Origin of the sequence: Streptosporangium sandarakinum (assembly GCF_050942225.1) — a bacterium.
Lineage (GTDB): Bacteria > Actinomycetota > Actinomycetes > Streptosporangiales > Streptosporangiaceae > Streptosporangium > Streptosporangium nondiastaticum.
On the sequence record NZ_CP192034.1, the window covers coordinates 3,977,183 to 4,003,698 of the forward strand.

Annotated in this window: 23 protein-coding genes; 7 read left to right on the forward strand and 16 right to left on the reverse strand. The window is 72.5% G+C overall.

The genetic code is table 11. The annotated features are described in order from the left end of the window. Positions 1-188: 188 nt before the first annotated feature. Positions 189-1,127 (reverse strand): RNA polymerase sigma-70 factor, encoded by a 939-nt coding sequence (locus ACQP10_RS18380; protein ID WP_433541796.1) that lies wholly within the window; start codon positions 1,125-1,127, stop codon positions 189-191. A gap of 209 nt (positions 1,128-1,336) precedes the next feature. On the opposite strand from ACQP10_RS18380, the gene ACQP10_RS18385 reads away from it, so the two are divergent. Together ACQP10_RS18385 and ACQP10_RS18390 are read left to right on the forward strand one after the other, a co-directional pair. Then, positions 1,337-1,834, forward strand: a complete 498-nt coding sequence (locus ACQP10_RS18385; RefSeq protein WP_433541797.1) for a carboxymuconolactone decarboxylase family protein — start codon at positions 1,337-1,339, stop codon at positions 1,832-1,834. A 14-nt stretch (positions 1,835-1,848) separates the two neighbouring features. Beyond that, positions 1,849-2,610 (forward strand): SDR family oxidoreductase, encoded by a 762-nt coding sequence (locus ACQP10_RS18390; RefSeq protein ID WP_346021506.1) that lies wholly within the window; start codon positions 1,849-1,851, stop codon positions 2,608-2,610. Between the two features lie 93 nt (positions 2,611-2,703). Here the strand turns inward: ACQP10_RS18390 and ACQP10_RS18395 are convergent, their stop codons facing one another. After that, positions 2,704-3,348: a flavin reductase family protein gene (locus tag ACQP10_RS18395; RefSeq protein ID WP_433541798.1), complete on the reverse strand. Its 645-nt coding sequence runs from the start codon at positions 3,346-3,348 to the stop codon at positions 2,704-2,706. Between the two features lie 150 nt (positions 3,349-3,498). Then, on the reverse strand, positions 3,499-4,377 hold the full coding sequence (locus tag ACQP10_RS18400) for an alpha/beta hydrolase (protein ID WP_346021504.1): 879 nt from the start codon (positions 4,375-4,377) through the stop codon (positions 3,499-3,501). Between the two features lie 294 nt (positions 4,378-4,671). Between ACQP10_RS18400 and ACQP10_RS18405 the strand changes: the two genes are divergently transcribed. Continuing rightward, positions 4,672-6,636, forward strand: coding sequence for a BTAD domain-containing putative transcriptional regulator (locus ACQP10_RS18405; protein WP_433541799.1), 1,965 nt, complete (start codon positions 4,672-4,674; stop codon positions 6,634-6,636). Between the two features lie 4 nt (positions 6,637-6,640). Here the strand turns inward: ACQP10_RS18405 and ACQP10_RS18410 are convergent, their stop codons facing one another. Continuing rightward, the gene (locus ACQP10_RS18410) at positions 6,641-7,411 is read right to left on the reverse strand and encodes an SDR family NAD(P)-dependent oxidoreductase (RefSeq protein ID WP_433541800.1); all 771 of its coding nucleotides are present in this window, start codon (positions 7,409-7,411) and stop codon (positions 6,641-6,643) included. On the opposite strand from ACQP10_RS18410, the gene ACQP10_RS18415 reads away from it, so the two are divergent. Both ACQP10_RS18415 and ACQP10_RS18420 read left to right on the forward strand, forming a co-directional pair. Further along, positions 7,410-7,865: a substrate-binding domain-containing protein gene (locus tag ACQP10_RS18415; RefSeq protein WP_433541801.1), complete on the forward strand. Its 456-nt coding sequence runs from the start codon at positions 7,410-7,412 to the stop codon at positions 7,863-7,865. The genes ACQP10_RS18410 and ACQP10_RS18415 overlap by 2 nt on opposite strands. 439 nt (positions 7,866-8,304) lie before the next feature. Then, positions 8,305-9,423, forward strand: a complete 1,119-nt coding sequence (locus tag ACQP10_RS18420) for an epoxide hydrolase family protein (RefSeq protein ID WP_399500761.1) — start codon at positions 8,305-8,307, stop codon at positions 9,421-9,423. 26 nt (positions 9,424-9,449) lie between these two features. Here the strand turns inward: ACQP10_RS18420 and ACQP10_RS18425 are convergent, their stop codons facing one another. The 3 genes from ACQP10_RS18425 to ACQP10_RS18435 all read right to left on the reverse strand — a co-directional run bounded on the left by ACQP10_RS18425 (position 9,450) and on the right by ACQP10_RS18435 (position 13,642). Beyond that, positions 9,450-10,682: a multicopper oxidase domain-containing protein gene (locus tag ACQP10_RS18425; RefSeq protein ID WP_433541802.1), complete on the reverse strand. Its 1,233-nt coding sequence runs from the start codon at positions 10,680-10,682 to the stop codon at positions 9,450-9,452. A 50-nt stretch (positions 10,683-10,732) separates the two neighbouring features. Beyond that, complete coding sequence (locus tag ACQP10_RS18430; protein ID WP_433541803.1) at positions 10,733-12,094, reverse strand: hypothetical protein; 1,362 nt, start codon at positions 12,092-12,094, stop codon at positions 10,733-10,735. Positions 12,095-12,424: 330 nt separating this feature from the next. Beyond that, positions 12,425-13,642, reverse strand: a complete 1,218-nt coding sequence (locus ACQP10_RS18435; RefSeq protein ID WP_433541804.1) for an MFS transporter — start codon at positions 13,640-13,642, stop codon at positions 12,425-12,427. A 327-nt stretch (positions 13,643-13,969) separates the two neighbouring features. Here ACQP10_RS18435 and ACQP10_RS18440 point away from each other — a divergent pair, with 327 nt between their 5' ends. Together ACQP10_RS18440 and ACQP10_RS18445 are read left to right on the forward strand one after the other, a co-directional pair. Further along, on the forward strand, positions 13,970-14,614 hold the full coding sequence (locus tag ACQP10_RS18440) for a TetR/AcrR family transcriptional regulator (protein WP_346021499.1): 645 nt from the start codon (positions 13,970-13,972) through the stop codon (positions 14,612-14,614). A gap of 4 nt (positions 14,615-14,618) precedes the next feature. Then, the gene (locus tag ACQP10_RS18445) at positions 14,619-15,440 is read left to right on the forward strand and encodes a class I SAM-dependent methyltransferase (protein ID WP_346021498.1); all 822 of its coding nucleotides are present in this window, start codon (positions 14,619-14,621) and stop codon (positions 15,438-15,440) included. Positions 15,441-15,560: 120 nt separating this feature from the next. Here ACQP10_RS18445 and ACQP10_RS18450 read toward each other — a convergent pair whose 3' ends face one another. The 9 genes from ACQP10_RS18450 to ACQP10_RS18490 form a co-directional block, all read right to left on the reverse strand. Beyond that, a complete protein-coding gene (locus ACQP10_RS18450; RefSeq protein ID WP_399500764.1) occupies positions 15,561-16,754 on the reverse strand; it encodes a TIGR04053 family radical SAM/SPASM domain-containing protein in 1,194 nt (397 codons plus the stop codon). After that, positions 16,751-18,172 (reverse strand): nitronate monooxygenase, encoded by a 1,422-nt coding sequence (locus ACQP10_RS18455; protein ID WP_399500765.1) that lies wholly within the window; start codon positions 18,170-18,172, stop codon positions 16,751-16,753. The genes ACQP10_RS18450 and ACQP10_RS18455 overlap by 4 nt, the downstream gene beginning before the upstream one ends. Beyond that, positions 18,165-18,737, reverse strand: a complete 573-nt coding sequence (locus ACQP10_RS18460) for a hemerythrin domain-containing protein (RefSeq protein ID WP_346021495.1) — start codon at positions 18,735-18,737, stop codon at positions 18,165-18,167. Before ACQP10_RS18460 ends, ACQP10_RS18455 begins: the two co-directional genes overlap by 8 nt. A gap of 21 nt (positions 18,738-18,758) precedes the next feature. After that, complete coding sequence (locus tag ACQP10_RS18465) at positions 18,759-19,241, reverse strand: hypothetical protein (protein ID WP_433541805.1); 483 nt, start codon at positions 19,239-19,241, stop codon at positions 18,759-18,761. Positions 19,242-19,278: 37 nt separating this feature from the next. After that, a complete protein-coding gene (gene narI, locus ACQP10_RS18470) occupies positions 19,279-19,965 on the reverse strand; it encodes a respiratory nitrate reductase subunit gamma (protein WP_346021493.1) in 687 nt (228 codons plus the stop codon). Continuing rightward, positions 19,962-20,675 (reverse strand): nitrate reductase molybdenum cofactor assembly chaperone, encoded by a 714-nt coding sequence (gene narJ / locus ACQP10_RS18475; RefSeq protein ID WP_399500766.1) that lies wholly within the window; start codon positions 20,673-20,675, stop codon positions 19,962-19,964. The genes narI and narJ overlap by 4 nt, the downstream gene beginning before the upstream one ends. Then, positions 20,672-22,222 carry a nitrate reductase subunit beta gene (narH, locus tag ACQP10_RS18480; RefSeq protein WP_433541806.1) on the reverse strand — a complete coding sequence of 517 codons (1,551 nt, stop codon included), beginning with the start codon at positions 22,220-22,222 and terminating at the stop codon, positions 20,672-20,674. The genes narJ and narH overlap by 4 nt, the downstream gene beginning before the upstream one ends. Beyond that, positions 22,222-25,854, reverse strand: a complete 3,633-nt coding sequence (locus ACQP10_RS18485; RefSeq protein WP_433541916.1) for a nitrate reductase subunit alpha — start codon at positions 25,852-25,854, stop codon at positions 22,222-22,224. Before ACQP10_RS18485 ends, narH begins: the two co-directional genes overlap by 1 nt. A gap of 418 nt (positions 25,855-26,272) precedes the next feature. Further along, positions 26,273-26,434, reverse strand: a complete 162-nt coding sequence (locus ACQP10_RS18490) for a hypothetical protein (RefSeq protein WP_346021490.1) — start codon at positions 26,432-26,434, stop codon at positions 26,273-26,275. Positions 26,435-26,516 lie beyond the last annotated feature (82 nt).

The following is a 26,516-nucleotide window of genomic DNA, read 5'->3' on the forward strand; positions in this document are numbered from 1 at the left end:
ACGTCCTCCATCCGCGGCGGGGCGGTGGTCGTGAGCGTGGACGGCGCGGGTGCGCCCCTGGGCCCTTGATAACCCGCCGCCCGACCGCCGGGAAGGCCCAACCTCTTCGCCGTCCGGCCCCCGGCCGGCCCGCCGCCGGGTCGGCGTCCGGCACGTGAGGTTCGCCGGCGCCGCCGGTCCCGCCGAGCTCAGCGGGTGACGGCGGTCTCCCGCTCCACACGCGACAGCTTCTCGGGATTGCGCACGTGGTAGGCGCCGGTGACGTAGCCGTTCTCCACGCGCACCGCCACCACTCCGTCGATCTCCCCGTCGACCCTTACGAGCAGCCCGGGGCCGCCGTTGATCTGAACCGGCTCGACCGACCGTTCCGCGTCGCGTGTCCACCAGCCGACGGCCAGCAGGCGAGCCACGTTGTCGATCCCCACGACGGGCCGCAGCAGGGCGTGCCTGATCCCGCCGCCGTCGCTCAGGGCGACGACGTCGGGGGCGAGGACGTCGAGCAGGCCCTGCAACTCGCCGGTTTCGACCGCCCGCTGGAACGCCTGGAGCGCGGCTCGGGTCTCGGCCGGGGAGGCGGTGCCGCGCGGCCGGCGCGCGGCGACGTGTGCCCGCGCCCGGTAGGCGATCTGGCGTACCGCGGACGGGCTCCTGCCGACGGCCTCGGCGATCTCGTCGTAGTCCAGGCCGAACACCTCGCGCAGCACGAACACAGCCCGCTCGGTCGGCTGCAGCGTCTCCAGCACCAGCAGCATCGCCATCGAGACGCTCTCGGCCAGCTCGACGTCCTCGGCCACGTCGGGCGCGGTCAGCAACGGCTCGGGCAGCCACGGCCCGACGTAGGACTCCCTGCGCCGGCCGAGCGCGCGCAGCCGGTCCAGCGCCTGCCGGGTGACGATCCGCACCAGGTAGGCGCGCTCCTCCCGCACGGTGCCGAGGTCGACGTCCGCCCAGCGCAGCCAGGTCTCCTGCAGGACGTCCTCGGCGTCGGCGGCCGAGCCGAGCATCTCGTAGGCGACGGTGAACAGCAGGTTGCGGTGGGCGACGAACGCCTGGGTGGCGGGGTCGACGTGGCCGGCGCGGCCAGGCGGCTCGGCCGGGTCCGCGCCTCGTTCGCTCCGCTCGGTCATGTCCCGCTCCCGCCTGTTCGTTCTCAGCGCCGCCACACGCACAAGACGCCGGTCCCCACCGCTTCGTAACACCTACGGCGGGTGGCCTATGTCACATGGCCGTGCTGTTACAGGGACAGGGGCTCCGGCGTCTCGTGGTCGTCAGGACGCCGCGCGAACGATTCGCACGGCACCACGACGAGTTGAGAACGAGAAGGGAAGCCTCCCCCATGTCCACGCCCACGACGACCGGCCGCCGGTCGCGCATGCCCGATCCACTCCCCTTCCTCCCCGAGATGGCGGTGGTCGGCGAGGGCCTGCACAAGGCCCTCCGGAACGGTGTGATCCCCCCGACGACCATCAGCCTGCTGCAGCTGCGCGCCGGACAGATCCTCGGCAGCACGTACTTCACCATCAGGGAGACCGCCGGCCTCCGCAAGCTGGGGGAATCGGAGGAGCGCATCACCGCCGTGGCCACCTGGCGGGACGCCACCTGCTTCACCGACGCCGAACGGATCGCGCTGGAGCTCGTGGAGGCGGTCCTCACCCCGAACCCGTCCGGGGAACGCGTCCCCGACGAGCTGTACGCCAGGGCGTCTGCGCTCTACGACGACAGGGCGATGTGGTCGCTCATCATGGCGATCGCCCACATCGGCTTCTTCACCCCCGCCGCTCTCATCGCCAAGCCGATCCCCGGCATGCCCCCCGGCCGGAACTACAGCGAGTGAGAAAGGCACACCACATGAGCATCACCACGTTCGCGGTGGCCGGAGCGACCGGGCGGCTGGGCCGCCACGTCGTCGACGTCCTGACCGAGAGGGGGCACCGGGTCGTGCCGATGTCCCGCGCCACCGGCGTGGACATCATCACCGGTCAGGGTCTCGCCGAGGCCCTCACCGGGGCCGAGGTCGTCATCGACGTCGCCTCCTGGCACTCCTCCGACCAGGACGCCGCGACGGAGTTCTTCCGTACGTCGGCCCGCAACCTGCACGAGTACGGCCGGAAGGCGGGGGTCGCCCAGATCGCCATGGCGTCCATCATCGGCGCGGACAAGGCCACCGCCGGTTTCCTCGCCGCCAAGAAGGTGCACGAGGAAGCCCTCCTGTCCGGTCCGATCCCCGTCCGCATCCTGCGGGCCGCGCAGTTCCACGAGTTCGTCGGACAGCTCCTGGACTGGCAGCAGGGCGACGTCGCCTACCTCCCGGAGCTGCCCACCCAGCTCGTGGCCTGCCGCACCGTGGCCGAGGAACTGGTCGGCCTGGCCACCGACCCCACCGCCCCCGCCGCCCCGGGAACACCGATCCCCGAGATCGCCGGACCTCGCAAGGAGAGCATGGCCGAGGCGGCCCGGCTCCTCGGCGCCCGCCGGGGCATCAAGATCGTCGGCGTCGACGGGTCCGGCATGCCCGATGCCGAGCTCGCCGCCGCCGGCGCGTTCCTGCCCGGCCCGCACGCCACGCTCGCCGGACCCACCTTCCAGGAGTGGCTCGACACCCAACCCTGAGCCGACTTTGCCCTTGTTCTCGGAGCCCCCACCACCCGGAGTCCCGAGAACAAGGGCCCCTTCCGAGGCGTGGCACAGCTCGTGCCGGCCGCCCTACACGGTCACGCCCGTGAGCCGGAGGTCGTGGGGCATCTCCCAGCCCGCGGCGAGCCGGGAGGGATGGATGTTGTCCCCGCCGCCGAAGAACTCGCAGAACTTCATGATGAGCGGGTCCCAACCGACCGGGTCGATGTGATTCGTCCCCGGGATGATGAGCTCCTCCTCGACGTGGACCCGCACGACCTCGACCTGGAAGGCGGTGGCGTGCGGCTCGGGGACGCCGAACGGGTGGACCCCGATGACCCGGCACTCCAGCTGGATCGGGCACTCGGCCACCCGGGGCGCCCGTACCAGGTCCGCGGGCTGTTCGGTCAGCCCCGCGACGGCGAACTTGTCCGGCTCGTACCGGTAGCCCTGCCGTGCCTTGTGCGGCGGGACCACCCGCGTCCCGGTGGTCAGCGCGAGCCGGTCGACGGCGTCGACCATCGCCGAGGAGGGCAGGTTGAGCACGCACTCGCGCTCGCGCAGCAGGTTCGCCGTCGTCTGCGCGCTGTTGCCCAGGCCCAGCATGCAGCACTCCCCCAGCCACCACGCCGAGGACATCGGCGCGAGGTTGGTGGTGCCGTCCTCGTTGCGGGAACCGATGAGCACCACGGGCGTGCCGAAGTACATCACCTTCAGGTCGAGGGGCTTGTGCACCGAAGAGTCCTTTGCGAGTTCTGTCCGATCAGGTCGTCCCCCACTATGCGGAGATCCGTCCCCGGGCCGCTGGCGGTGATCGGACGCCGTTCTCAGAACGGCGTCCCCGCCGCTCCGGCCGGCCTGCCGTACGGCGGGGCCGCGCCGCTTTCAGCGGGTGAGCAGGTCCCGCAGGGCCGCGGCGACCTCGGCGGGCGCCTCCTCGGCCATGAAGTGGCCGTGGGCGACGGTGGCGTGCCGCAGGTCGGACGCCCAGGCGCCCCACAGCGCGGCGGCGTCGTAGCCGAGGGCGGCGCCCCAGTCCTGCTGGAGCACGGTCACCGGCATCCGCAGTCGGTTCCCGGCCTCCCGGTCGGCCCGGTCGTGCTCGACGTCGACGCCGGCCGAGGCGCGGTAGTCGGCGACGATCGAGGGCACCGCGTCGCGGCAGGCGTCCAGGTAGGCGGCGCGGACGTCGGCGGGCACGGCCCCCGGGTCGCCCGTCCAGACGTCGAGGAAGTGGCCGAAGAAGGCGTCGGCGCTCGCGGCGATCATCCGCTCCGGCAGGCCGGGCGGCTGGGCCATCAGGTAGAGGTGGAAGCCGACGGCGGCGGTCACGCCGTGCATCGCCTCCCACATGTCCAGGGTCGGCAGCACGTCCAGGCAGGCCAGGTGGGTGATCGTCTCGGGGTGGTCGAGCCCGGCGCGGAAGGCGACCAGGGCGCCGCGGTCGTGCCCGGCCAGCGCGAAGCGCTCGTGTCCCAGCGCGCGGGCCAGGGCGACGACGTCGGCGGCCATGGTGCGCTTGGCGTAGACGTCCGGGCCGGTCTCGGCGGGTTTGTCGCTGGCGCCGTAACCGCGCAGGTCGGGGCAGATGACGGTGTGGTCGGCCGCGAGGTCGGCGGCGACATGCCGCCACATCAGGTGCGTCTGCGGGAAGCCGTGCAGCAGCACGATCGGGCTGCCCGAACCGGCGACGGCGACGTTCAGCGACACCCCCTCGGCGACGGGGACGCGCCGGTAGTCGAATCCGGTGATGACAGGCGGCATGGTCTCGCTCCTGGTTGTCTTCTCGGGTGGGACGTCCTCAGCCTGCCGGGCGCCGATGAGCATCCGATGAGCACGCGCCGGACACCCCGAGCCGGGCGTCCGGCGGGCACCCCGGACCGGGATGCCCGCCGAGCCGAACCCCGTGCGGCCGGGTTCCCGCCGGACCGGACGCCGTACGGCCGGGCGCCCGCCGGTCCGGGCACCATGGCCCGAGCGGGTAGCTTGACCGGGGGCGATGCCGGAGAAAGGAAGCCGGGGAAGGACGGCCGGACGCCCGGAGAGGACGGTCGGGGGATGCGGGTCACGTTCGGGGTGCTGGGGCCGGTGGCGGCCTGGGACGGCGCCGGGGACGCGATCGCGCTCAGGGGGCCGCGGCACCGCGCGGTGCTGGCCCGGCTGATCGTCGCCCGCCGCCGCGTCGTCCCGGTCACCCGCCTGGTGGAGGACCTGTGGGAGGACCCCTCCCCCGACGCGATAGGCACGGTGCGCACCTTCGTGGCCGCGCTGCGCCGCGCCCTGGAGCCGGAGCGCCCGCCCCGGGCCCCGGCCCGCCTGCTGGTCACCGAGGGGCCGGGGTACGCGCTGCGCGCCGAGCCCGGCGCGGTGGACGCCTGGTGCTTCGAGGATTCGGTGGCCGCCGCCGCGACGCTGCCTCCCGCCGAGGCGCTGACGCGGCTGGAGGAGGCGCTGGACCGGTGGCGTGGACCCGCCTACGCCGAGTTCGCCGACGAGGACTGGGCCCGCGCGGAGCGCTCCCGCCTGACGGAGCTGCGGCTGCACGCGGTCGAGCGCCGGGCCGAGGCCCGGCTGGCCCTGGGTCTGGCGGCCGAGGCGGTGCCGGACCTGGACGCGCACGTGGCCGGGCATCCCTGGCGTGAGGACGCCTGGCGCCTGCTGGCCCTCGCGCTGTACCGCACCGGCCGCCAGGGTGACGCCCTGGCGGTGCTGCGCCGGGCGCGGACGCTCCTGGTCGAACAGCTCGGGGTGGACCCGGGGCCGCGGCTGCGCCGCCTGGAGGCGGACATCCTCGGTCAGGCCCGCCACCTCGACCCCGACTCCGCGGCGGCCGGCGCGGCCCGGGTGTGGGCGCGGGCGACCGCGGCCTACGACCGCGCCGTGGCCTCCGGCGCCCGGGCGCGACTGGAGTCGACGGTGGGCCTGCTGCGCAACCTCGCGGTGACCGGCGCGGGCGGCCTGGAGGAGTCGCGGCGGCACCGGGTGGCGGCCGTCGCGGCGGCCGAGGAGCTGGGCGACGCCGAGCTGACCGCCCGCGTGATCGGCGCCTACGACGTCCCGGCGATCTGGACCCGGGTCGACGATCCGAAGCAGGCCGCGCGGGTGCTCGCGGCGGCCGAGCGCGCCCTGGCCGCCCTCCCGCCCGGCGGGCACGAGGCGGCGCGGGCGCGGCTGCTGGCCACGATCGCCGTGGAGTCGCGCGGCAGCCGTACGGCGCGCGGGCTTAAGGCGGCCCAGCAGGCCGAGCGGCTCGCCCGCGACCTGGACGACCCCGCGCTGCTGGCGTTCGCCCTCAACGGCGTGTTCATGCAGACCTTCCACCGGGCTGGCCTGGCCGCGCGCCGCGACGGGATCGGCGCCGAGCTGGTCGCCCTGTCCGCCCGGCACGGCCTGGTCACCTTCGAGGTGCTCGGGCATCTCATCCGCCTGCAGGCCCGCGGCGCGCTCGGCGACTTCCCGGCGGCCGACCGCCACGCGGAGGCGGCCGACCTGCTGGCCGGGCGCAACGAGCTGCCGCTGGCGGGGGTGTTCACCCGGTTGTACCGGGCGATGCGGCTCGCCGAGGCCGGCCGCGCGCCGCAGGCGGAGGTGGAGGAGGCCTACGCCGCCGCGCGGCCGGACGGCACCGGCATGCCGGGGCTGGAGCGCGGCCTGCCGCCGCTGGCGCTGCTGTGCCTGCGGGTGCGCCGGGACCTGCCGCTGGGGATCGGCGGGCACACCGACTGGGGACCGTACGAGCCGTGGGTCCTGCCCCTGGTGCTGCTGGACCGGGGTCGCCACGACGAGGCGGCGGCGCTGCGCGCGGTCCCGGACCCGCCCGGCGACCTGCTGCAGGAGGCCCTGTGGTGCCTGGTGGCGCGTGCGGCGATCGCCGTCGGCGACCGGGAGGCGATGGAGCGTGCCCGGGCCGCGCTCGTTCCCGCGGCGGCGGAGCTGGCCGGGGCGGGCAGCGGCGTGCTCAGCCTGGGCCCGGTCTCCGCGTACCTCGACGACCTCGCCGCCGCCCTCCGCTCATCGACGTAACCTCCTATGACTCGGGATCCTGTGCGAGCACCGACCGTCCGCCGTCGACGGGCACGGTCGCGCCGGTGACGAAGCCGGCGTCGTCGGACAGCAGATAGGCGATCGCAGCCGCGACCTCTCGGGACCGCGCCACCCGGCCCAGCGGGTGCAGCAGCGCCATCTCCCGCTCGATGCGGGCCGCGGCCGCGGGCTCCTGGGAGTCGAGGAACTCCGCGTAGCGCTCGGTGTCCACCGAGCCCGGCGCCACGGCGTTGACGCGGATGCCGTGCGGCCCGTACTCGACCGCGAGCGCCCGGGTCATCCCCTCGATGGCCGCCTTGGCCGTCACGTACGGCAGGCAGCCGGGGACCGCCCGGCGCGCCTGGTGTGAGGAGAGGTTGACGATCGCCCCCGGCGTGCCCGCCGCGAGAAAGCGGCGGATCGCAGTGGCGCACCCGACGACGGCGGCGTTGAGGTTGGCCGCGATGAGATCCAGCACCTGTTCGGTCGTGGCGGAGTGGACGGAGGCGTCCTGGAACACGGCGGCGTTGTTGACCCAGCCGGCGAGGGGGCCCGCGGCCTGCGCGAGATCGGCGGCTCGCCCCGCCACGGTCTCATCGGCGGCGTCACCGGTCACACCGATCAGGCGTGCGCGGGCGGGATGGCCGTCCATCCACGCCAGTTCCGCCGGGTCGCGCTCGATGGCGACCACGGCGCCGGCGTCACCGAGGAGATGCTCGACCACCGCCTTGCCGATGCCACGGCCCCCTCCCGTCACCACGTACGAACGGCTCATGCTCCTCTTCCTTCCGTCGATGCGCTCTCGGCCGCCGAAACGCGCCATGCGGCATCATGCGGGCTATCGGGCGGCCCTGACCGAAGCCGGCCACATCCTCGCCGACGGCAATGTGCGGCTGACCGGACACGGGCTCGCGCCGACCTGCGCCGCCGCGAAGGAACTGCTTTCGACGCCGGACCGTCCCTCCGCCGTCTTCGCCGCCGACGACACGCTCGCGGCGGGAACACTGCGGGCCGCACATGACCTCGGCCTCGCCGTACCCGGTGATCTGGCGGTGGTCGGTTTCGATGACAGCGAGCTGGCCGAGGCCCTTGATCTCACCACCGTGCGCCAGCCCCTGGAGGAGTCCGGCCGTGCCGCGATGGAACTTCTCATGCAACGGCTCGACCGGCCCGGAACCGTCCGCGAAGTGGCGCTGCGACTGCAGCTGATCCCACGCGGCACAAGCTGACCCCAAGAGATGGGGCTTCCCCTCTCAGGCTTCCTCATCGTCATCGGATGCGCCGGGGTCACGAAGCGTACGGCGGCCGGATCGGACCGCCACAGTTCGTGATCAGGCGGGCCGGAACTTGCGGCCCAGCACGTGGATCATTCCCGCCGAGGCCGGCCGTCTGGTCATTGATCGGATTCAGCCGCTGAGCGTCTTTTCCTGCGGCCGGAGCGCTCGGGCCGGGTCGGGCGTGGACGGTGGGGACCGGGACGACGAACCGCGCCCTCCTCGACGAATGGGCTTACATCCGCGCTCACGCCGGCCACCACACATCGTTGGCGTTGCCAATGAATCCATGTACAGTTGGCCATGCCAACATTGTTGCGGCCAACGAAATGGGCGCCATGGTCACGGATGCCCTCCGGCCATCAGGCGTCGAGTGAACCCCCGGAGTGAAACCATGATCAAGCCGTTCCGCATCGACATCCCCCAGGCGGACCTCGACGACCTGGCCGACCGGCTCTCCCGCACCCGCTGGCCCGACGAGGTCGCCGACGCCGGGTGGGACTACGGCTTCCCGCTGGCGCGGCTCAGGGAACTGGCCGAACACTGGCGCACCGGCTACGACTGGCGCGAGCACGAGGCCGAACTCAACGGGCTTCCGCACTTCACCACCGAGATCGAAGGGCAGAACATCCACTTCGTCCACGTCCGGTGCCCGAAGCCGGACGCGCTCGCGCTGATCCTCACCCACGGCTGGCCCGGATCGTTCCTGGAGTTCCTCGACGTGATCGAGCCGCTGTCGCGCGACTTCCACCTGGTGATCCCGTCCATCCCGGGGTACGGATTCTCCGGGCCGACCCACGAACGCGGCTGGGACATCGTCCGGGTCGCCCGCGCCTGGGCCGAGCTGATGCGCCGTCTCGGATACGAGCGCTACGGCGCGCAGGGCGGCGACTTCGGCTCCGGCATCTCGATGGCGCTCGGCGCGGTGGCCCCCGATCAGGTCGTCGGGGTGCACGTCAACTACCTGCCGACCCGCCCGGTCCCGGACGCCGGCATCGAACTGTCCGAAACGGATGAGGCCCGGCTGGACAAGATCAGGAAGCTGATGGCGAACCGCCCGCCGTACCAGGCGTTGCAGGCCACGACCCCGCAGACCATCGGCTACGCGCTGACCGACTCGCCGGTCGGCCAGCTGGCCTGGATCGCCGAGCGGTTCGCGCAGTGGACGGATCCTCGCTCGCCGATCAGCGACGAGCGGATGCTCACCGACGTCTCCCTGTACTGGCTGACCGCCACCGCGGCCTCCTCGGCGCGGCTGCACCGCGATGCCCCGCGGCGGACCGAGCCGTGCCCGGTACCGGTCGGCGTGGCGGTGTTCGCGCACGACATCACGCAGCCGGTGCGACCGCTGGCCGAGCGGCTGTACGACATCAGGCACTGGTCGGAGTTCGAGCGCGGCGGCCACTTCGCCGCGATGGAGGTGCCGGAGCTGCTCGCCGAGGACGTCCGGGACTTCTTCCTCGCCCGCGTCGAGGACGACCCTCGGGACGGCGCCGGACGGGACGGCGCCTGAGTGCGCCCGCGACCCGTGCGGAGGGTTCACCGTCCCGTCACTTCGAACAGGCCGTGGGCGCCTGCCTCGGCCTGGCGCATCGTGTGGTCCACCACCGGATAGGTGCCCTTCTCCGGGAAGACGAGCTCGACGAAGCCGCCTTGCGCGGGGGCCAGGCCGAGCACCTGCGCGCCGCCCGGGTCCTTGGCGCGGAGCCGGTAGGCGCCTTCCTGGTAGACGGTGTCGAACGGCACCCCCACCACGTGCAGTGCGGTGCCCGAGTTCGGGCCGGCGGCGACGGCCCAGATGCGTACCCGCTCTCCGGCTTCGGCCCGCAGCGGGGCGTGGTCGTAGCCGGCGGCGGTGCCGTTGAACATCCACCCGTCGGGATCACCCTGCCGGATCTTGGCGACCTGGGGCTGTCCGCCCGGATCGCCGAGATACAGCTCGCCCTGGACCAGGAGGTACTCGCGGTCCACCTTCGGCAGGTCCGGCGGGTCGATGATGACGGCGCCGTACATGCCGTTGGCGATGTGCTGGGTCATCGGCATGGTCGAGCAGTGATAGAGCCACGCGCCGGCGAAGTCGGCGCGGAAGCGGTAGGTCAGCCGCTCGCCCGGCTGGATCGTGCGCATCGGCCCGTCCGGCGCGGTCGCGCCGGCGTGGAAGTCGATGCCGTGGCCCATCGTCGCGCCGTTGACGAACGTCACGACGAACACGTCGCCGACTTCGCCGCGCAGCACCGGCCCCGGCATGGTCCCGTTGAAGGTCCACACGCGTTGCCGCACCCCGGGTGCGACCTCCTGGACGAGTGTGTCGTCGGCGCGGATCTCGACGTGGTGCTCCGTGCCGCCGGGAGCGGGCCTGAGCGTCGCGTCGTACGGTTTCCAGCCCGGTGACATGGGCGCGGCCAGGTCCAGCCGGGCGGGTTCGCCGGCGGTCGTGCCGTGCCCGTCGTGACCGGTGCCCGGCTGGGGCCGGGACGCCGTGACCGTGCCGGTCGGGACGAGGCGCATGGTCATGCCCGCCGCGCGGTGCCCGGCCACCGTGCACCAGCCGTCCACCGGCTCGCCCAGCGGCGCCGTCTTCAGCGTGACGCTCTGGCCCGGGGCCAGCATCGGGGTGCGTTCACCGGTCGCCAGGCGCAGGTCGTGCCGTTGCGCGTCGGCGTTGGTGACGCGCAGCGTCAGCACGGTCCCCACGGGCGCCTCGATCACGGAGGGTCGGATCCTCATCCCGGACAGCGTCACCTCGACCGTACGGGAACCGGTCGCGGTCACCGTCGCCGGTCCCGATCCGCCGGTCGTGGCGACGACGATCGCGGCGGCCGTCAGCAGGCAGCCGACGACGGCCCCGGCGGTGACCGGCAGCGATCGCCGCCACGTCCCGCCGCCCTTCGCCGGGTCGTCCGCCCCGGCGGCCCCTCCGCGGCGGCCGCGGGCCGGGTACCGGCCGGGCGGGCTCGGGTCAGGGCGGTCACGGCCAGGATGATGAAGGCCAGCACCGAGCCCAGTACCAGCGCCCAGCCCAGCGACGTCACCGGCCGCGGCAGTGGTAGCAGCAGCAACGGCAGCCCCAGGTTGAGCGCCGCCAGCCGGACCGTCCAGCCGCGCTCCAGCAGCGCCGCGTTCCGCTTGAACCGGGCCGGCCCGCCGCCCAGCACCGCGGGCAGCAGGTGCAGCAACGAGCCCAGCAGCACCTGGGCGACGAACCCGACCAGCACCAGCGGTCGCAGCGGGTCCAGTGCCGCGGCGACCTCGTGCGCCGGGCGGGTGGCCACGACCACCAGATCGGCGGCCAGCGCCACCTCGAACCAGATGATCGCCGCTCCCAGCGTCCATGCCGCGCCGGTGCGCGGCCGTCTGCGCCGTAGCGCGTCGGCCAGCGGCGCGAGCACCGCCAGCGCTCCGGCCGCGTACACCGCCAGCCCCGCCAGAGCCGCCCACCGCCGGTCCGTCAACAGCCCGGCGACCGCCACCGTCAGACCCGGCGCGGCCAGCCACAGCCCCACGCGCGACGCCTTCCGGGTCACCTCCGACATGCGGGTCCGCAGGACCGTCGGCCACAGCGTGAACAGCGTGCCGAGCACGGTCAGGCCGATCCAGCCGAACACGTTCACCTCGGCATGCGCGGCGCGCAGCCGCTCATGGACCGCGCCGTGCCCGACGTCGGCGGCCAGCAACCCGCCCAGGGCGCCGCCGACGGCCAGTGCCGCGGCGGCGGAGACGTACCAGCCGATGACGTGCCCGAACCGGCCGGGCAGCGCCTGCCGGACGAGCAGGGCGAGGACCGCCCCGTGCCACAGGATCGTCCCCACCACCAGCGCCGCACCGGCGGCGGCCAGCTGCCACGGTCCCACCGACATCCCGGCCAGCACCGCCACCGTCGCCGCGTTGAGCAGGGCGAGCCTGGTCAGGCTGTCGCGCTGCGACGGGGAGCGGACGCGCGTCAGCGCCACGGTGAAGTGCTCGCTCCAGATGAGGACGGCGGTGCTGACCGCGCCCAGCAGGAACACGTGGATCAGCAGCCAGCGCGGTGCCGGGAGCATGTCGCCCGCCAGCGCCACCACCGGGGTCAGGCTCAGCCAGCCGACGACGATCGCGTTCGCCCGCAGGTGCCACGACGCGCGGGGGCGTGGCGGCGGTGGCGGGTCGGGCGGCCGGCGCTGCTCTATCTGGATGTAGGTCGGCATTCGGGCATCTCCCTATCGTGACCGGAGCGCGTCAGCGTGTTCGCGCATCCGTCGAACACCGTCTGAACGCCCTGCCCGGACGCCCACCCCGCTCCGGAGGAGCGTGAGTCGCACCGGCTCACACACGGCGGTCCTCCCACCGGTCGAGAACCTCGGACACGGGACGGCGGGGCACGCGCGGGACCGGCGGGCCGGGGGCGGCACCACCAGCGGCACCGTGAGCTGCCCGCCGACCCACAGCGCCGCGAACAGCACGTGCAGGAGTCGGGCCACCGGCCACCACGTCATCGCGCGCTCCCGGAGCAGGCCGTGTGCGCCGTACCCGAACGGCTACGCCGACGCGGTGCGGCGCCGCGAGGCCGTCAGGCGGACCACGGTCATCGTCAGCACCACGGTCAGCCCCGAGACCAGGGCCAGCAGTCCCAGGCCGAGCCCGTAGGAGCCGAGTTCACCGTAGATGAAGCCCATCAGCAGTGGCGGCACGAATCCGCCCAGCCCTCCCGCGGCGCCGACCAGCCCGGTGACCGCGCCGACCTTGTCGGCCGGCGCGGCCTGCGCGACGAGCGCGAAGGTGGCACCGCTGCCCGCGCCCAGCGCGGCGGCCATGGTCAGGAAGGCGATCGTGCCCACCGGCATCAGGCCGGGCGTGAGGGCCTGGACCGCCGCCCCGGCGGCGACCACGGCGAGCACGCCGACCAGAACGGGGATCGAGCCGATCTTGTCGGACAGCCAGCCGCCGATCGGCCGCATCACGACCGCGAGGAGCACGAATCCTGCCATGCGGTTGGCGGCGTCGGCCTGCTCCAGCCCGTAGCCGGTCTGCAGGTAGGCGGGCAGGTAGACGGAGAAGGCGACGTAGCCGCCGAACGTCACGGCGTACAGGACGCAGGCCTGCCAGGTGATCGGCAGCTTGGCGGTGGCCGCGAGCCGTCCCAGCAGCGGCTGCGCCGCGACGGTGCGGCCCGGGGCGTCGCGCATGACCAGCCAGGCGGCGACGGCGTAGAGCGCCAGCGCGGCCGCGGTGATGAGGAAGGGGGTGGCCGAGCCGCCGAACTTGACGAGCTTGACCGTGGTCAGGGCGCTGATCGCGGTGCCGCCCATGCCGGCGCCGAAGATGCCGATGGCCAGGCCACGGCGGTGCGGCGGGAACCAGGCGTTGACGAACGGCACGCCCACCGCGAACACCGTTCCGGCGATGCCCAGGAAGAAGCCGCCGACCAGCAGCATCGGCAGCGAGCTCTGCCCGGCCAGCCCGATGAACAGGACGGGCACGATGCTGGCGGCCGAGATCAGCGGGAACATCACCCGGCCGCCGAAGCGGTCGGTGAGCGCGCCGACGGGGATACGGCCCAGCGAGCCGACGATCACTGGGACGGCGACCAGCAGGGCCTGCTGGGAGGACGACAGGTCGAGCAGGTCCTTGAACCGCGGCCCCAGCGGGCTGAGCAGCGCCCAGGCCCAGAAGTTCAACGCGAATCCGAGGGTCGCGAAGCCGAGCATGAGCGCGGGTCTGCCGCTGACGACGGCCGGGTCCTTCTTGTCGGACATCATCATCCTTCCTCATAACTGTCATCACGCACCGAAGCGTGCTTCCTGGTACATCCCAGCGGAGGGGCCCGGCGCGGGGTATTGACCAAGGTCCCTGTTCCGGATGACCTCCGGTCCGTTCCGGGAGGGCGGTGCACCGGCACGAGACGCCGGTCACATCCGGCCGGAGACGGGCGGCCTCATCGGAGACGACCGGGGTGAGTCCGCCGGAAGCGGCCAGGGGCGGGCCGGCCGGCGCCGGGCATCTCATGCACCGCTCGGGTCGGCTGTACGGCCGCTCCCGCGTACGACTTGCCAGCCATTGAACAAGTGTTTAATATCTTGAACATGTGTTCAGCGTCCCCGGATCTGACCGCCCAGGCCAAGATCCGCAACGCGGCCATCGCGCACTTCGCCCGGGACGGCTTCCAGAAGGCCAACCTGCGCGCCATCGCGGCGACCGCGCGAGTGAGCCCCGGCCTGGTCATCCATCACTTCGGCAGCAAGGAAAAGCTCCGGAGCGTCTGCGATGACCACGTCCTGCGCATCTTGGTCCAGCGGGCCGACAACGCCCGCCCGGGCGGCATGCAGGACCTCTTTCGCGAATATCTGTCCAACCCGGAGGAGTACCGCCTCCAGGTGCAGTACATGCTGCGCGCGATCGAGGAGGACACGCCCGCCGCGGCCACGTTCGTCAACACGCTGGTGGACGAGTCCGAGGAGATCCTGCGGGCCGGGATCGCCGACGGCTCGATGCGGCCATCCTCGGACGTGCGGGCGCTGGCGGTGCTGAGCGTGCTCAACAGCGTGGCCACGCTGACCATGCCGCCGCCCCTGGCGCGGGCGCTGGGCCACGAGCGGTTCGGCCCCGACGTGCTACGCCGCCTCGCGCTGCCCACGCTGGAGCTCTACACCCACGGGCTGTTCACCGACGATGCCGCACTGAAGGCGGCCCGGGCCGCGCTGGACGAGTCACCACAGAAAAGGGACTGACACGATGGCCATCACCCTCCCCGATCTCACGCCGCTGGAGAACACGCTCTGGCTCACCCTGGCGGGCAAGGCGCTCGACTACCAGGCCGAGCACCCGATCCTGCGCGACAAGACGGCCTATGACATCGTCAGGAAGCTCGACTACGACGCCGGGCGGTTCAAGCTCTCCGCCAGCCCCATCGTGGGCATCGCGCACCGCTCCCTGGTCATGGACAACATCGTGCGGCGGTTCATCGCCGAAAATCCCGACGCGGTCGGGCTCGACCTGGGCGCCGGACTCGACACCCGTGTCTACCGCGTCGACCCGCCCGCCACCGTCGAGTGGTACGACGTCGACCTGCCCGGCGCGGCCAAGGCCAGGCGACTGCTGCTCCCCGAGCGCCCCCACGCCCACACCATCGGCTCAGACCTCAACGACCCCCGGTGGCTCAACGAGGTCCCCACCGGCCGTCCCGCCGTGATCGTCGCCGACGGCCTGATCGGGTTCCTGTCCAAGGAAGAGCTGGCCACCCTCCTCGACCGCCTCATCCGACACTTCCCCACAGGCGAGATCTGCTTCAACGGCTACACGAGGTTCCACGTGTGGGCGGCCAGGAAGTACGCCGGCACCCAATCCGTCGCCCCCTTCCTGAGGTCTCCCGGCTTCGACACCCCACAGGACATCGAGCGCCTGGAGCCTCGCCTGAAGCTGGTGCGCGAGATCTTCCTGGCCCGCGAGCCCGAGGCCGCCGACTACCCGTGGACGACCCGCCTGGCCGGCTTCCTGACCGCCTGGAGCACCTCCATCTCGCGCAAGGGCACCGCCGTCCAGCACTACCGCTTCTAATGCCTGTACGGCGTACGGATCTTCACCTGGGCTGAAGGCTCCGGATCCACAAGATGGCTCCGCGTGGATACAGGTGTCGATCGAGCCCCGGGTCCCTCGCCTTTTCAGGCGAGGGAGATGTCACACATGGGGGGCGAGTTCTCGCTGGTAGGGGAAGCTCCCCGGCTGGTAGGCGCACCAGGGTTCCTCGCCGAAGACGTCACCGCCGCAGGCGTAGGCGCGCGATCGGGAGCCGCCGCAGATCGTCCGGAACTCGCACGCCCCGCATCGCCCGCCCAGCCGATCGGGGTCGCGCAACCCGGTGAACAGCGGCGCGGACCGGTAGATGTCGGTCAGCGGCCGCTCGCGCACACTGCCGGCTCCCACCGGCAGGAAGCCGGACGGGTGCACGGTCCCGGTGTGGGAGACGAACACGAAGCCGCGTCCGGCGTTGACGTCGACGGGCGGGCGGCGGACCCGCCGCTCCTCGATCAGCCCGTCCCGCTCGGCCCGCCGGCGCAGCGTCCGGTAGAGCGGGCCGAGCGCGAGCGCGTCGGCGTGGTCCACGCCGCGTTCGGCCAGGATGAGCCGCTGCACGGCGACCCGGCGGAAGTGGTGCGCCTCGGTGGTCTTGACCGGGATCGTCGTGCCGAGGTCGTGGACGAAGTGCAGCACGTCCTCGACCTGTGCCGGGCTCAGCTCCGGCAGGGCGCGCCCCCTGCCGGTGGGCACGAGGAAGAAGACGCTCCACAGCAGCGCGCCCTCATCGCGGACCAGGCGGGCGATGCCCGGCAGGTCGGAGAGGTTGTGGCCGGTCACCGTGGTGTTGATCTGCACCTTGAGCCCGGCTTCGCGGGCCGCCCGCCAGGCCCGCAGCGTGTGGGTGAACACGCCGTCGTAGCCGCGGAAGGCGTCGTGGACGGGAGCGCTCGCTCCGTCGAGGCTGAGCGAGACGGCCGCGGCCCCCGCCTCGCGCAGCCGGGCGAGGTTGCCTGAGGTGAGCGCCGGGGTGGCCGACGGCGACACGGCCGGGGCCAGGCCCTGGGCGCGGCCGTACCGTACCAGGTCGAACAGGTCGGGCCGCTCGAAGGGGTCGCCGCCGGTGATCACGAACAGCGGGGCGGGTGAGCCGAAGGCCGCCACCTGGTCGATGAGCCGGTACGCCTCGTCGGTGGTCAGCTCCAGCGGGTGCCGGTCGGGTACGGCTTCGGCGCGGCAGTGCAGGCAGGCCAGTGGGCACGCCCGGGTGGCCTCCCAGATCACGATGAACGGGCCGGCGGCGACGTCGCGCCGGACCCGGCGAAGCGGCCGGGTGTGGTGCGGGGTGTCGGTCATGCGGGTGCTCCCAGCAGGATGCGGTGCACGACGTCGGCGGCCGAGTGGTTCTCCGGCAGCCCGTCGAGGAAGGAGGTCTCCTGGCCCAGGGTGAGCAGGGCGGGCTCCCGGTAGCCGTCGCCGCGGTGCTGGCCCAGGCCGATGGCGGCGGTCAGGCCGTTGCACAGGCACTGGCGGCCCGCGGCCTCCTCGGCGGACCCGCCCTTGCGTACGTAGGTGTCGACGGGTTCGGCGGGGCAGCGGTAGCCGATCGCGCCGCCGGGCTTGACGTACGGGGTGCGCAGGTAGCCCAGGTCGCACAGCCGGGGCCGCCGCTCGTGGACGCCGGGCTCGGACAGGGTCCCGGGCACCTGCGCGACCTTGAACGGGAAGCCGGTCGGCGAGGCGCGCGGGTCGTTGCGGACCTCCAGGGTCCCGGCGGCGGCCTCGCGCAGCAGGCGGCGCCTGAGCCCGTCGTCGAACCCGGATTCGCGGCACAGCGCGAACGCCGAGCCGACCTGGATGCCGGTGGCCCCCACGGCCAGCGCGCGGGCCAGCCCGCCGGGCGTGCCGTAACCGCCGGCCAGCCAGAACGGTAACCCGAGCTCCGCGACCTTGCCGGTGTCGACCTCGTCGCGCGGGCCGTACAGAGGTTCGCCGGCCTCGTCCAGTCGCAGGCGGCCGCGCGGCGGCGCGCTGTGCCCACCGGCCACCGGCGTCTCCACGACGAACCCGTCGGGCCGCGTCTGCGGGGATCGGGCCAGGTAGGCGGCCAGCACGTGCGAGGAGACGATCGCCAGCAGCTTCGGCCGCCGCAGCGGCTCGGCGGGGCGGGGCGACAGCGCGGCCGGGTCGAGGCCGATCGTGTGCCGCGTGTCGTCGGCGCCGGCCACGGTGACCGTGATCTCGGCCGGGCGGTGCGCGGCGAACTCGTCGAGCAGGTGCGGGATCTCCGCCGGGATGCCGGCGCCCATCAGCACGTAGTCGGCGCCGGCCAGCATCGCCCCGTAGACGGCGGCCGGCGTGGCCAGCTGGACCTTCTCCAGGTAGTTGACGCCGATCAGGCCGTCGTGCCCTTCCCGGGCGAGGAAGACCTCGGCGAAGTTGGCGACCGCGATCAGCTCGTCGCGGGCGTGATTGGGCCGCAGCCCGAGCCGGGGCACCGGCCGGTACGGCTGCCCGGGCTCCGTCCCGCCGGGCACGAAGTAGCGGCCCAGCACCCGCTCGGCGATCTCGGGCACCGGGAAGCGGGCCAGCGCCCGGCGCAGGTGCCCGCCGGGATCGCCGCGCTGCAGCCGGCGGGCCAGGGTGATGTCCAGCGCGGTGCCCGACACCACGCCGAGCTGCCCGGTCCGGGCGACGGCCCGCGCCAGCCGCCACCCGGACACCGCGACGCCCATGCCGCCCTGGATCAGGACGGGGGGCGCGGCCTCAGACACGACGCGCCCGCATCGTACGCGCCCAGGTCAGCAGATCGGTGGTCGTCTCCCTGGCCGCGTCGCGGGTGGCCAGGATGTGCACGACGTCGTCCTCCGGCAGCGTCTCCACCATGATCGACAGGCCGTCGCAGTCGCTCACGTGCGGCAGGATCTCGCGCACCAGCTCGATCCCCCACGCGGCCTGGTCCGCGCCGATCTCCTCCAGGTCGTTGAGCATCACCAGCTCCGCCAGTTCGGCGAGCTCGCGGATGCCCCGGATCGTGTCGTCGTGGTCGCTGAGCAGCTTGTCCACGTGATGTCTGCCGAAGATGGGCAGCAGCCCCGGGTACACGGCCTCCTCCTCGTAGCGGAAGTGCGGCCCGATGGCCTCCGAAAGCGTCTCCACCAGTTCTCTGACCCGCGCCGAGTCGCCGCTCTTGAAGGCGTCGATCAGCGCGAGCAGCAGATCCCTGACCTCGCGATGCTCGGCGTGGAACGCTTCGGTGAAGTGATCGGCGATGGACAGCACACAGTCCTCCAGCTGTGGGATGGGTGCTCGTGCGGTGACGGAAGTGCCGGTTCGCATGGGTTCACCGTTCCGGGCTCGTTACTCGGCGGCGGAGAGCGTGGTGCTCGTCGCCAGCAGGGCGGCGCCGGTGACGGTCAGCAGCGCGCCCAGGCCGGTGACCAGGGTGCTGAGCTGCCAGGCCTGGTAGGCGTTCAGCAGCGAGGCCCGCAGCATCTGGCCGGTGAAGGCCGTCTGCCGCAGCGCGGCCAGTTTCTCGTCGTCGCCGCCGGCGGCGAGCAGTTCGGCGCTGACCTCCGCGTACGTCCGGCCGCCCGTGGCCGTCAGCACGTTGTGCCCGATCACCTGGGCGTACGCCCGGGCCTGCGGGCCGGTCAGGACGGGCTTGCCCTCGTGGGCGGCGAGTTCGGCGGGCAGCCCCTTGCCGGGGAAGCTGATCGACTGCTCGCGCAGTTCCGCCTGGATATCGGCGCGGGCCTTCCACCCCCGGACGGCCATGACCGGGCCCGCGGCCGTCATCGCGGCGCCCAGCAGCCCCGCGGCCGCCGCTCGGACAACGTTCATTTCTCACTCCTTGCCGTGAAACGCTGGATGCCGGTCGTCAGCGCACGCCGAGCGGGCTGCGTCGCCGGTAGACGACGTAGGGCCGCCACAGGTACGCGATCGGCGCCGACCACACGTGGACGAGCCTGGTGAACGGCCAGATCGCGGCGAGCGCCCACGCCGACAGCGCGTGCAGCTGGAAGATCAGCGGCACGTCCGCCATCAGGTCGGGGTCGGGGCGGAAGGTCAGGACGCCGCGGAACCAGACGGCGATGGTGGCGCGGTAGTCGTAGCCGCCGCCGAGCAGGTTCTTGCCCACGGTCGCGGTCATGCCGAGCAGGATCACCGCGGCCAGCACGGTGAACAGGACCTTGTCCGCGCGGGTCGTGGTGCGGCGCACGCGCGGGCTGGTGAAGCGGCGGGCCAGCAGCAGCCCCAGGCCCGCGACCACCATGAGCCCGGCCACGGTTCCGGCGCTCACCGACACCAGGTGGTAGAGGTGCTCGTCGACGCCGACCGCCTCGGTCAGGCTCTTCGGGATGAGCAGGCCGAGCACGTGACCGCCGATGGCGGCGAACGCGCCGAGGTGGAACAACGGGGAGCCGAGCCGCAGCAGCCGGCTCTCCAGCACCTGCGTGGTACGCGTCGTCCAGCCGAACTGGTCGACGCGCCAGCGCCAGATGTGACCGACAACGAAGATCGTCAAAGCGATGTAGGGCACGACCACCCAGAGCGCGACGCTCACGGCCGCACCTCCAATTCGTTCAGGGGCGGACCGAACGGGGCCAGCCCCACATCCTCGGCGGGCGGTCCCGCCAGTGCGAGATCGGCCACCGCGGCCCGCTCGGCCTCCGACAGGTCGGGCAACTCGGCGCAGAGCGCGTCGAGGACCCGCGCGTACGGCGAGCCGCCGTCGTGCAGCGCGGTGCGGATCAGCTCCAGGCCCTTGCGGTGCTGGCGCAGCGCCGCCTCACCGGCGGTGGGACCGGCCAGGGCGGCGAATTCGCAGACCACGGGGAGAAAGTCGGGCAGCTCGCCCTCCGGCGGGGTGAGCCCGGCCGCCCGGTAGCGCTGCTTGAGCGTCAGCAGGGCCATGCCGCGGCGACGGGTGTCGCCGTGCAGGTAGTAGGTGAGGTAAAGACTGGACTTGCGGCGCAGGTCGAACGTCTCGACGTAGGCGCGCGCCAGCGCCATCGGCTCGGTGGCGCGGAACCACTCGACGAACCGCGTCAGCGACTCGCGCGCCGCCGACTCCGGCAACCGGCCCACGGCCGCGGCCAGTTCGTCACGGGCGGCGATCAGGCCGGGGTCGGGATACTGCAGCAGCAGCGACACCAGCCGGAGCAGCGTCGCCCGGTCCTGCGGGGAGAGCTCGGGCAGCGCCCGCCCGGCGCCCCGGGCGGGCTCGCCGGGCGCGGCGGGCGTGAGGCGGCGGGGCCAGGTGCGGAGCTTCACGCCGCCCCTCCCCTGCCGACGAAGAGCTTGAGCCCCACGCGGCCGTCGCCGCGGCGCCCGGTCACGCCGGCCGGGTGGAACTCGCTCATCCCGGGCCCGCCGTCACCGTCCAGGCTGCACCCGTCCACCTGCGCGGACAGCGCGGCGGCGTCCTCGCGGTGGGCGGCGGGCACGACGTAGCGCTCGTCGTACTTGGCGATGGCCAGCAGCCGGTACATGTCCTCCATGTCCTGCGCCGTCATCCCGGCCGACTCCAGCAGGTCCGAGGCCACGCTGCCGTCGAGGGTGCGGGCCCGCATGTACGAGCGCATGGCCGACAGCTTCATCAGCACCCCGGCCACGACCTCGGTGTCCCCGGCCGAGAACAGGCTCGCCAGGTACTCCAGCGGGATGCGCAGGTCGGTGATGGCGTGGAAGACGTTGTCGGGGTCGTCGGCGTCGGCGCCCATGCCGGTGACGGCGTCGAGCACCGGCGACAGCGGCGGGATGTACCAGATCATGGGCAGCGTGCGGTATTCGGGGTGCAGCGGCAGCGCCACCCGGTAGCGCATGGCCAGCCGGTAGATCGGCGAGCGTCGCGCGGCCTCGATCCAGTCCTCGCTGATCCCGCTCGCCCGGGCGGCCGCGGCCACCTCGGGGTCGTCGGGGTCGAGGAAGACCCGGCGCTGGGCCTCCAGCAGGTCGCGCGGGTCGGCGACGCGGGCGGCGTCGAGGACGGCGTCGGCGTCGTACAGGATGAGGCCGATGTAGCGCAGCCGGCCGACGCAGGTCTCGGCGCACACGGTCGGCTGCCCCGCCTCGATGCGGGGGAAGCAGAAGGTGCACTTCTCGGCCTTGCCGGTCTTGTGGTTGACGTACACCTTCTTGTACGGACAGGACGAGACGCACATGCGCCAGCCGCGGCAGCGGTCCTGGTCCACCAGGACGATGCCGTCCTCTTCCCGCTTGTACATCGCACCGGAGGGGCAGGCGGCGACGCAGGCCGGGTTGAGGCAGTGCTCGCAGATGCGCGGCAGGTGGAACATGAAGGTCTTGTCGAACTCCATCTTCACCTTCTCCACCATGGCCGCGAGGTTGGGATCGGCCATGGCGTGCTCGGGGGCGCCGCCCAGGTCGTCCTCCCAGTTCGCACCCCAGGTGATCGCCATGTCCTGCCCGGTGATGGCCGACTTGGGGCGGATGACCGGGACGTGCGGCCCGGCGGGGGCGTTGATGAGGGTGTCGTAGTCGTAGGTGGCCGGCTCGTAGTAGTCGTCCAGCTCCGGCAGGTTCGGGTTGGCGAACAGGCTGAGCAGCCGCTTGCCCCGGCCGCCGGAGCGGAGCTTGAGCCGCCCGTGCCGGTCGAGTTCCCAGCCGCCGCGCCAGCGCTCCTGGTCCTCGTAGCGCTTGGGGTAGCCGACGCCGGGCTTGGTCTCGACGTTGTTGAACCAGACGTACTCGACGCCGTCCCGGTTGGTCCAGGTCTGTTTGCAGGTGACGGAGCAGGTGTGACAACCGATGCATTTGTCCAGGTTCATCACCATGGCTACCTGTGCCATGACACGCATCAGTAGGTCACCTCCTGGCCGCGGCGGCGGATCACAGTGACCTCGTCACGCTGGTTGCCGGTCGGCCCGTAGTAGTTGAATGCGTAGGTGAACTGCGCGTACCCGCCGATGAGGTGGCTGGGCTTGAGCAGCAGCCGGGTGAGGGAGTTGTGCACGCCGCCGCGCCGGCCCGATCTCTCGGTGAGCGGCACGTTCACGTTGCGGTCCTTGGCGTGGTACATGTACACGGTCCCGGCCGGCATGCGGTGCGAGACGACCGCCCTGGCCACGACCACGCCGTTGCGGTTGTACGCCTCGATCCAGTCGTTGTCGGCGACCCCGATCGTGGCGGCGTCCTCGTCGCTCATCCAGATCGTCGGCCCGCCGCGCGAGAGGGCGAGCATGTAGGCGTTGTCCTGGTACTCGGAGTGGATGGACCACTTCGAGTGCGGGGTCAGGTAGCGCACGGTGACCTCGGCCGCCCCGCCGTCGCCCTGGTCGCCGTAGTGGCGGCCCATGTTGAGCGGCGGCCGGTAGGCGGGCAGTTGCTCGCCCAGCTCGGTGATCCAGTCGTGGTCGAGGAAGAACTGCTGGCGGCCCGTCAGGGTGTGCCAGGGCTTCTCCCGCTCGACGTTGATCACGAAGGCGGAGTAACGGCGCCCGCCGGTCTCCGACCCGGACCACTCGGGTGACGTGATCACCGGCTGCGGCCTGGACTGCGTGTCGGCGAACGTGATGCGCTTGCCCTCGTGCTCGGCCGCCAGGTCGGCCAGCTTCGTGCCGGTGCGCCGCTCCAGGGTCTCGAATCCCTGGGTGGCCAGGCGGCCGTTGGTGGTGCCCGACAGCGCGAGGATGGCCTCGCACATCCGGTCGGCGGTCTCCAGCGAGACGCGTCCTTCGCCGGTGGTGCCGTTCTTGCCGGCCAGGTAGTCGAGCTCCGGGCCGACCCGGTAGGTCACGGCCTTGGTCGTCAGGCCCAACTCGGCGAAGAGCGGCCCGATGGAGCGCATGCGCTCGCCGACGGCGGCGTAGTCGCGTTCGATCGTCACGAGCTTCGGCATCGTCTTGCCGGGTACGGGCTCGCATTCACCGTATTTCCAGTCACGCACCCGGCCGCCCGGCTGGGCGAGCTCGTCGGGGGTGTCGTGCGTGAGCGGAACGGCCAGCACGTCGGTGCGCTTGCCCAGGTGATCGGCGGCCAGCTCGGAGAAGCGGTCGGCGAGGGCGAGGAAGGCGTCGTAGTCGCTGCGTGTCTGCCACGGCGGGGCGATGGCCGGGTTGAACGCGTGCACGAACGGGTGCATGTCGGTGCTGGACAGGTCGTGCTTCTCGTACCAGGTGGCGGCCGGGAGCACGATGTCGGAGAACAGCGCCGTGGACGTCATCCGGAAGTCGATCGCGGTGAGCAGGTCGAGCTTGCCCTCGGTGGCCTCTTCGCGCCAGGTCACCTCGGCCGGGTGCAGCCCTTCCTGGTTACGGGTCTCGGCGTCGGTGCCGAGCAGGTGCCGCAGGAAGTACTCGTTGCCCTTGCCGGAGGAGCCGAGCAGGTTGGCCCGCCACACGGTCAGCACGCGGGGGAAGTTGGCCGGGTCGCCCGGGTCCTCGGCGGCGAAACGGAGATTTCCGGACTTCAGTTCGTTCACGACGTGCTCGGCCACCGGGATGCCGGCCCGGCCGGCCTCGTCGGCGAGGGTGAGCGGGTTGCGGTTGAAGGTCGGCTGCGAGGGCAGCCAGCCGAGCCTCGCGGCCTGGGCGTTGCAGTCGGCGAACGACTTGCCGTCGAAGGCGCCGGAGCCGAGCGGGCTGGCGAGCTCACCCGCTCCGAACTGCTCGTAACGCCACTGGTCGGTGGCCAGGTACCAGAACGCGGTCCCGGCCATGTGCCGGGTCGGCCGCTGCCAGTCGAAGGCGAAGGCGAGGTGCTGGAAGCCGGTGATGGGGCGGACCTTCTCCTGGCCGACGTAGTGCGCCCAGCCGCCGCCGTTGACGCCCTGGCAACCGGTCAGCAGCACCAGCGTGAGGAACGAGCGGTAGATCTGGTCGGAGTGGAACCAGTGGTTGGTGCCCGCACCCATCGCGATCATCGACTTGCCCTGGGTGCGCTCGGCGTTGCGGGCGAACTCGCGGGCGATTCTGGCGGTCGTCGCGGCGGGCACCGAGGTGATCTCCTCCGCCCACGCCGGCGTGTACGGCTGGCTCGCGTCCAGGTACGACTCCGGCCACTCCCCCGGAAGGTCGCGGGTGACGCCGTACTGGGCCATGAGCAGGTCGAAGACCGTGGTGACCAGTTTGCCGCCCACCTCGGTGACCGGCACGCCACGGCGCATGACCGTGCCGCCCTCGGTGGCGCCCTCGTCGAAGCGCGGCAGGTCGACGGCGACCGCCCGCTCCGACCGGTCGAACAGCGTCAGCTCCGGGTTCGCGCCGTCCAGGTCGAGGTTCCAGCGGCCCTCGCCCTCCTGGCCCCAGCGGAAGCCCAGCGAGCCGTTCGGCACGACGGGCGCGCCCGTCTCGGAGTCCAGGAAGACGGTCTTGAACTCGGCGTTCTCACCGGCGTCGTCCCCGTCCCCAAGCAGGTCGGCGGCGGTGAGGAAGCGGCGCGGCACGTACGCGTCGCCGCGCGGTTCCAGCGTCACCAGGAACGGAAGGTCCGTATATTTCCGGACGTAGTCGGTGAAGTAAGGGACCTGGCGGTCGCGGAAGAACTCCGTCAGCACGACGTGCCCCATGGCCATGGCGAGCGCGCCGTCCGTGCCCGGGTGCGGCGCCAGCCAGTCGTCGGCGAACTTGACGTTGTCGGCGTAGTCGGGGCTGACCGCGACCACCTTCGTGCCCTGGTAACGGGCCTCGGTCATGAAGTGGGCGTCCGGAGTGCGGGTGACCGGGATGTTGGAACCCCACATGATCAGGTAGCGGGAGTTCCACCAGTCGGCCGACTCCGGCACGTCCGTCTGGTCGCCCCACACCTGCGGGGAGGCGATCGGCAGGTCGGCGTACCAGTCGTAGAAGGACAGCAGTGTGCCGCCGATCATCGACAGGAACCGCGTGCCGGCCGCGAACGACGCCATCGACATGGCCGGGATCGGCGAGAACCCCACCACCCGGTCGGGACCGTACTGCTTGACCGTGTGCACGTGGGCCGCGGCCATCAGCTCCAGGACCTCGTCCCAGCTGGAGCGGACGAACCCGCCCTTGCCGCGCGCCCGCTTGTACGCCCGCGCCCGCTCCGGGTCGCCGGTCAGCTCCGCCCACGCCAGCACCGGGTCGCCCAGCCTGGCCTTGGTCTCGCGCCACATCTCCAGCAGCACGCCCCGCACGTACGGGTAGCGCACCCGCGAGGGCGAATAGGTGTACCAGGAGAAGGACGCGCCGCGGGGGCAACCGCGCGGCTCGTACTCGGGCGAATCGGGTCCGACCGACGGGTAGTCGGTCGCCTGGTGCTCCCACGTGATCAGCCCGTCCTTGACGAACACCTGCCACGAGCACGATCCCGTGCAGTTCACGCCATGCGTCGAGCGCACCACCTTGTCGTGCGCCCACCGATCCCGGTAGAAGCGATCCCAGCCACTCGGGTTTATCTGGTGCAGGGTGCGGCCGTCGGCCGATACCTCTGATTTGGTGAAGAACTTCCGGGCGGCGAGCAACGGCCCCATGCCGGGGGTGGAGTCGATATCAGTCACAGGTCTTCCTCGCCCCAGGGGTAACAGCGGACATGGGTCAAGACTCGTGCCCGCCTCCCGGCCGGCGGCAGGGACCAAAGTCACCCGCCACTGGCCCGATGGGCCATTGGTGCAGACCCACAGGCACAGAGACGGCCCCGCCCTTCGCGGCGCGTTCGGGGGATCAGCGCAACCTCGTGTTCACTTACCGGTGGCGGCCGGCGTAGTGAGCCGGCCGGGCTTCCGTACCCCGAGTCGTGGGGGCCACGGAAGCCCGGGACCGGAAGCCGGCGGATCGTCGGCCGACCGCGACCAGGGCGGCGCGGTACTCTCGGCCGATGGCGAAGATCTTGGTCACGGGCATGTCCGGCACCGGCAAGTCCACCGCGCTGGAGATGCTGGCGGCCCGGGGTCATCGCGCCGTCGACACCGACAGCGACCGGTGGAGCCACTGGGTGACCCTGCCGGACGGATCCACCGACTGGGCGTGGCGGGAGCCGGCCATCGGCGACCTGGCCGAGGTGGAGCCGTTGCTCAGAGCGACCTGCACCGCCTCGGCCAGGTCGTCCGGCAACTTGAGGAACTGGCACAGACGACGCCCTGACCAGGGGTCGCAGGAACGGGCACTCCGGTCCTACCGCTTGTCGGTCAGGTTC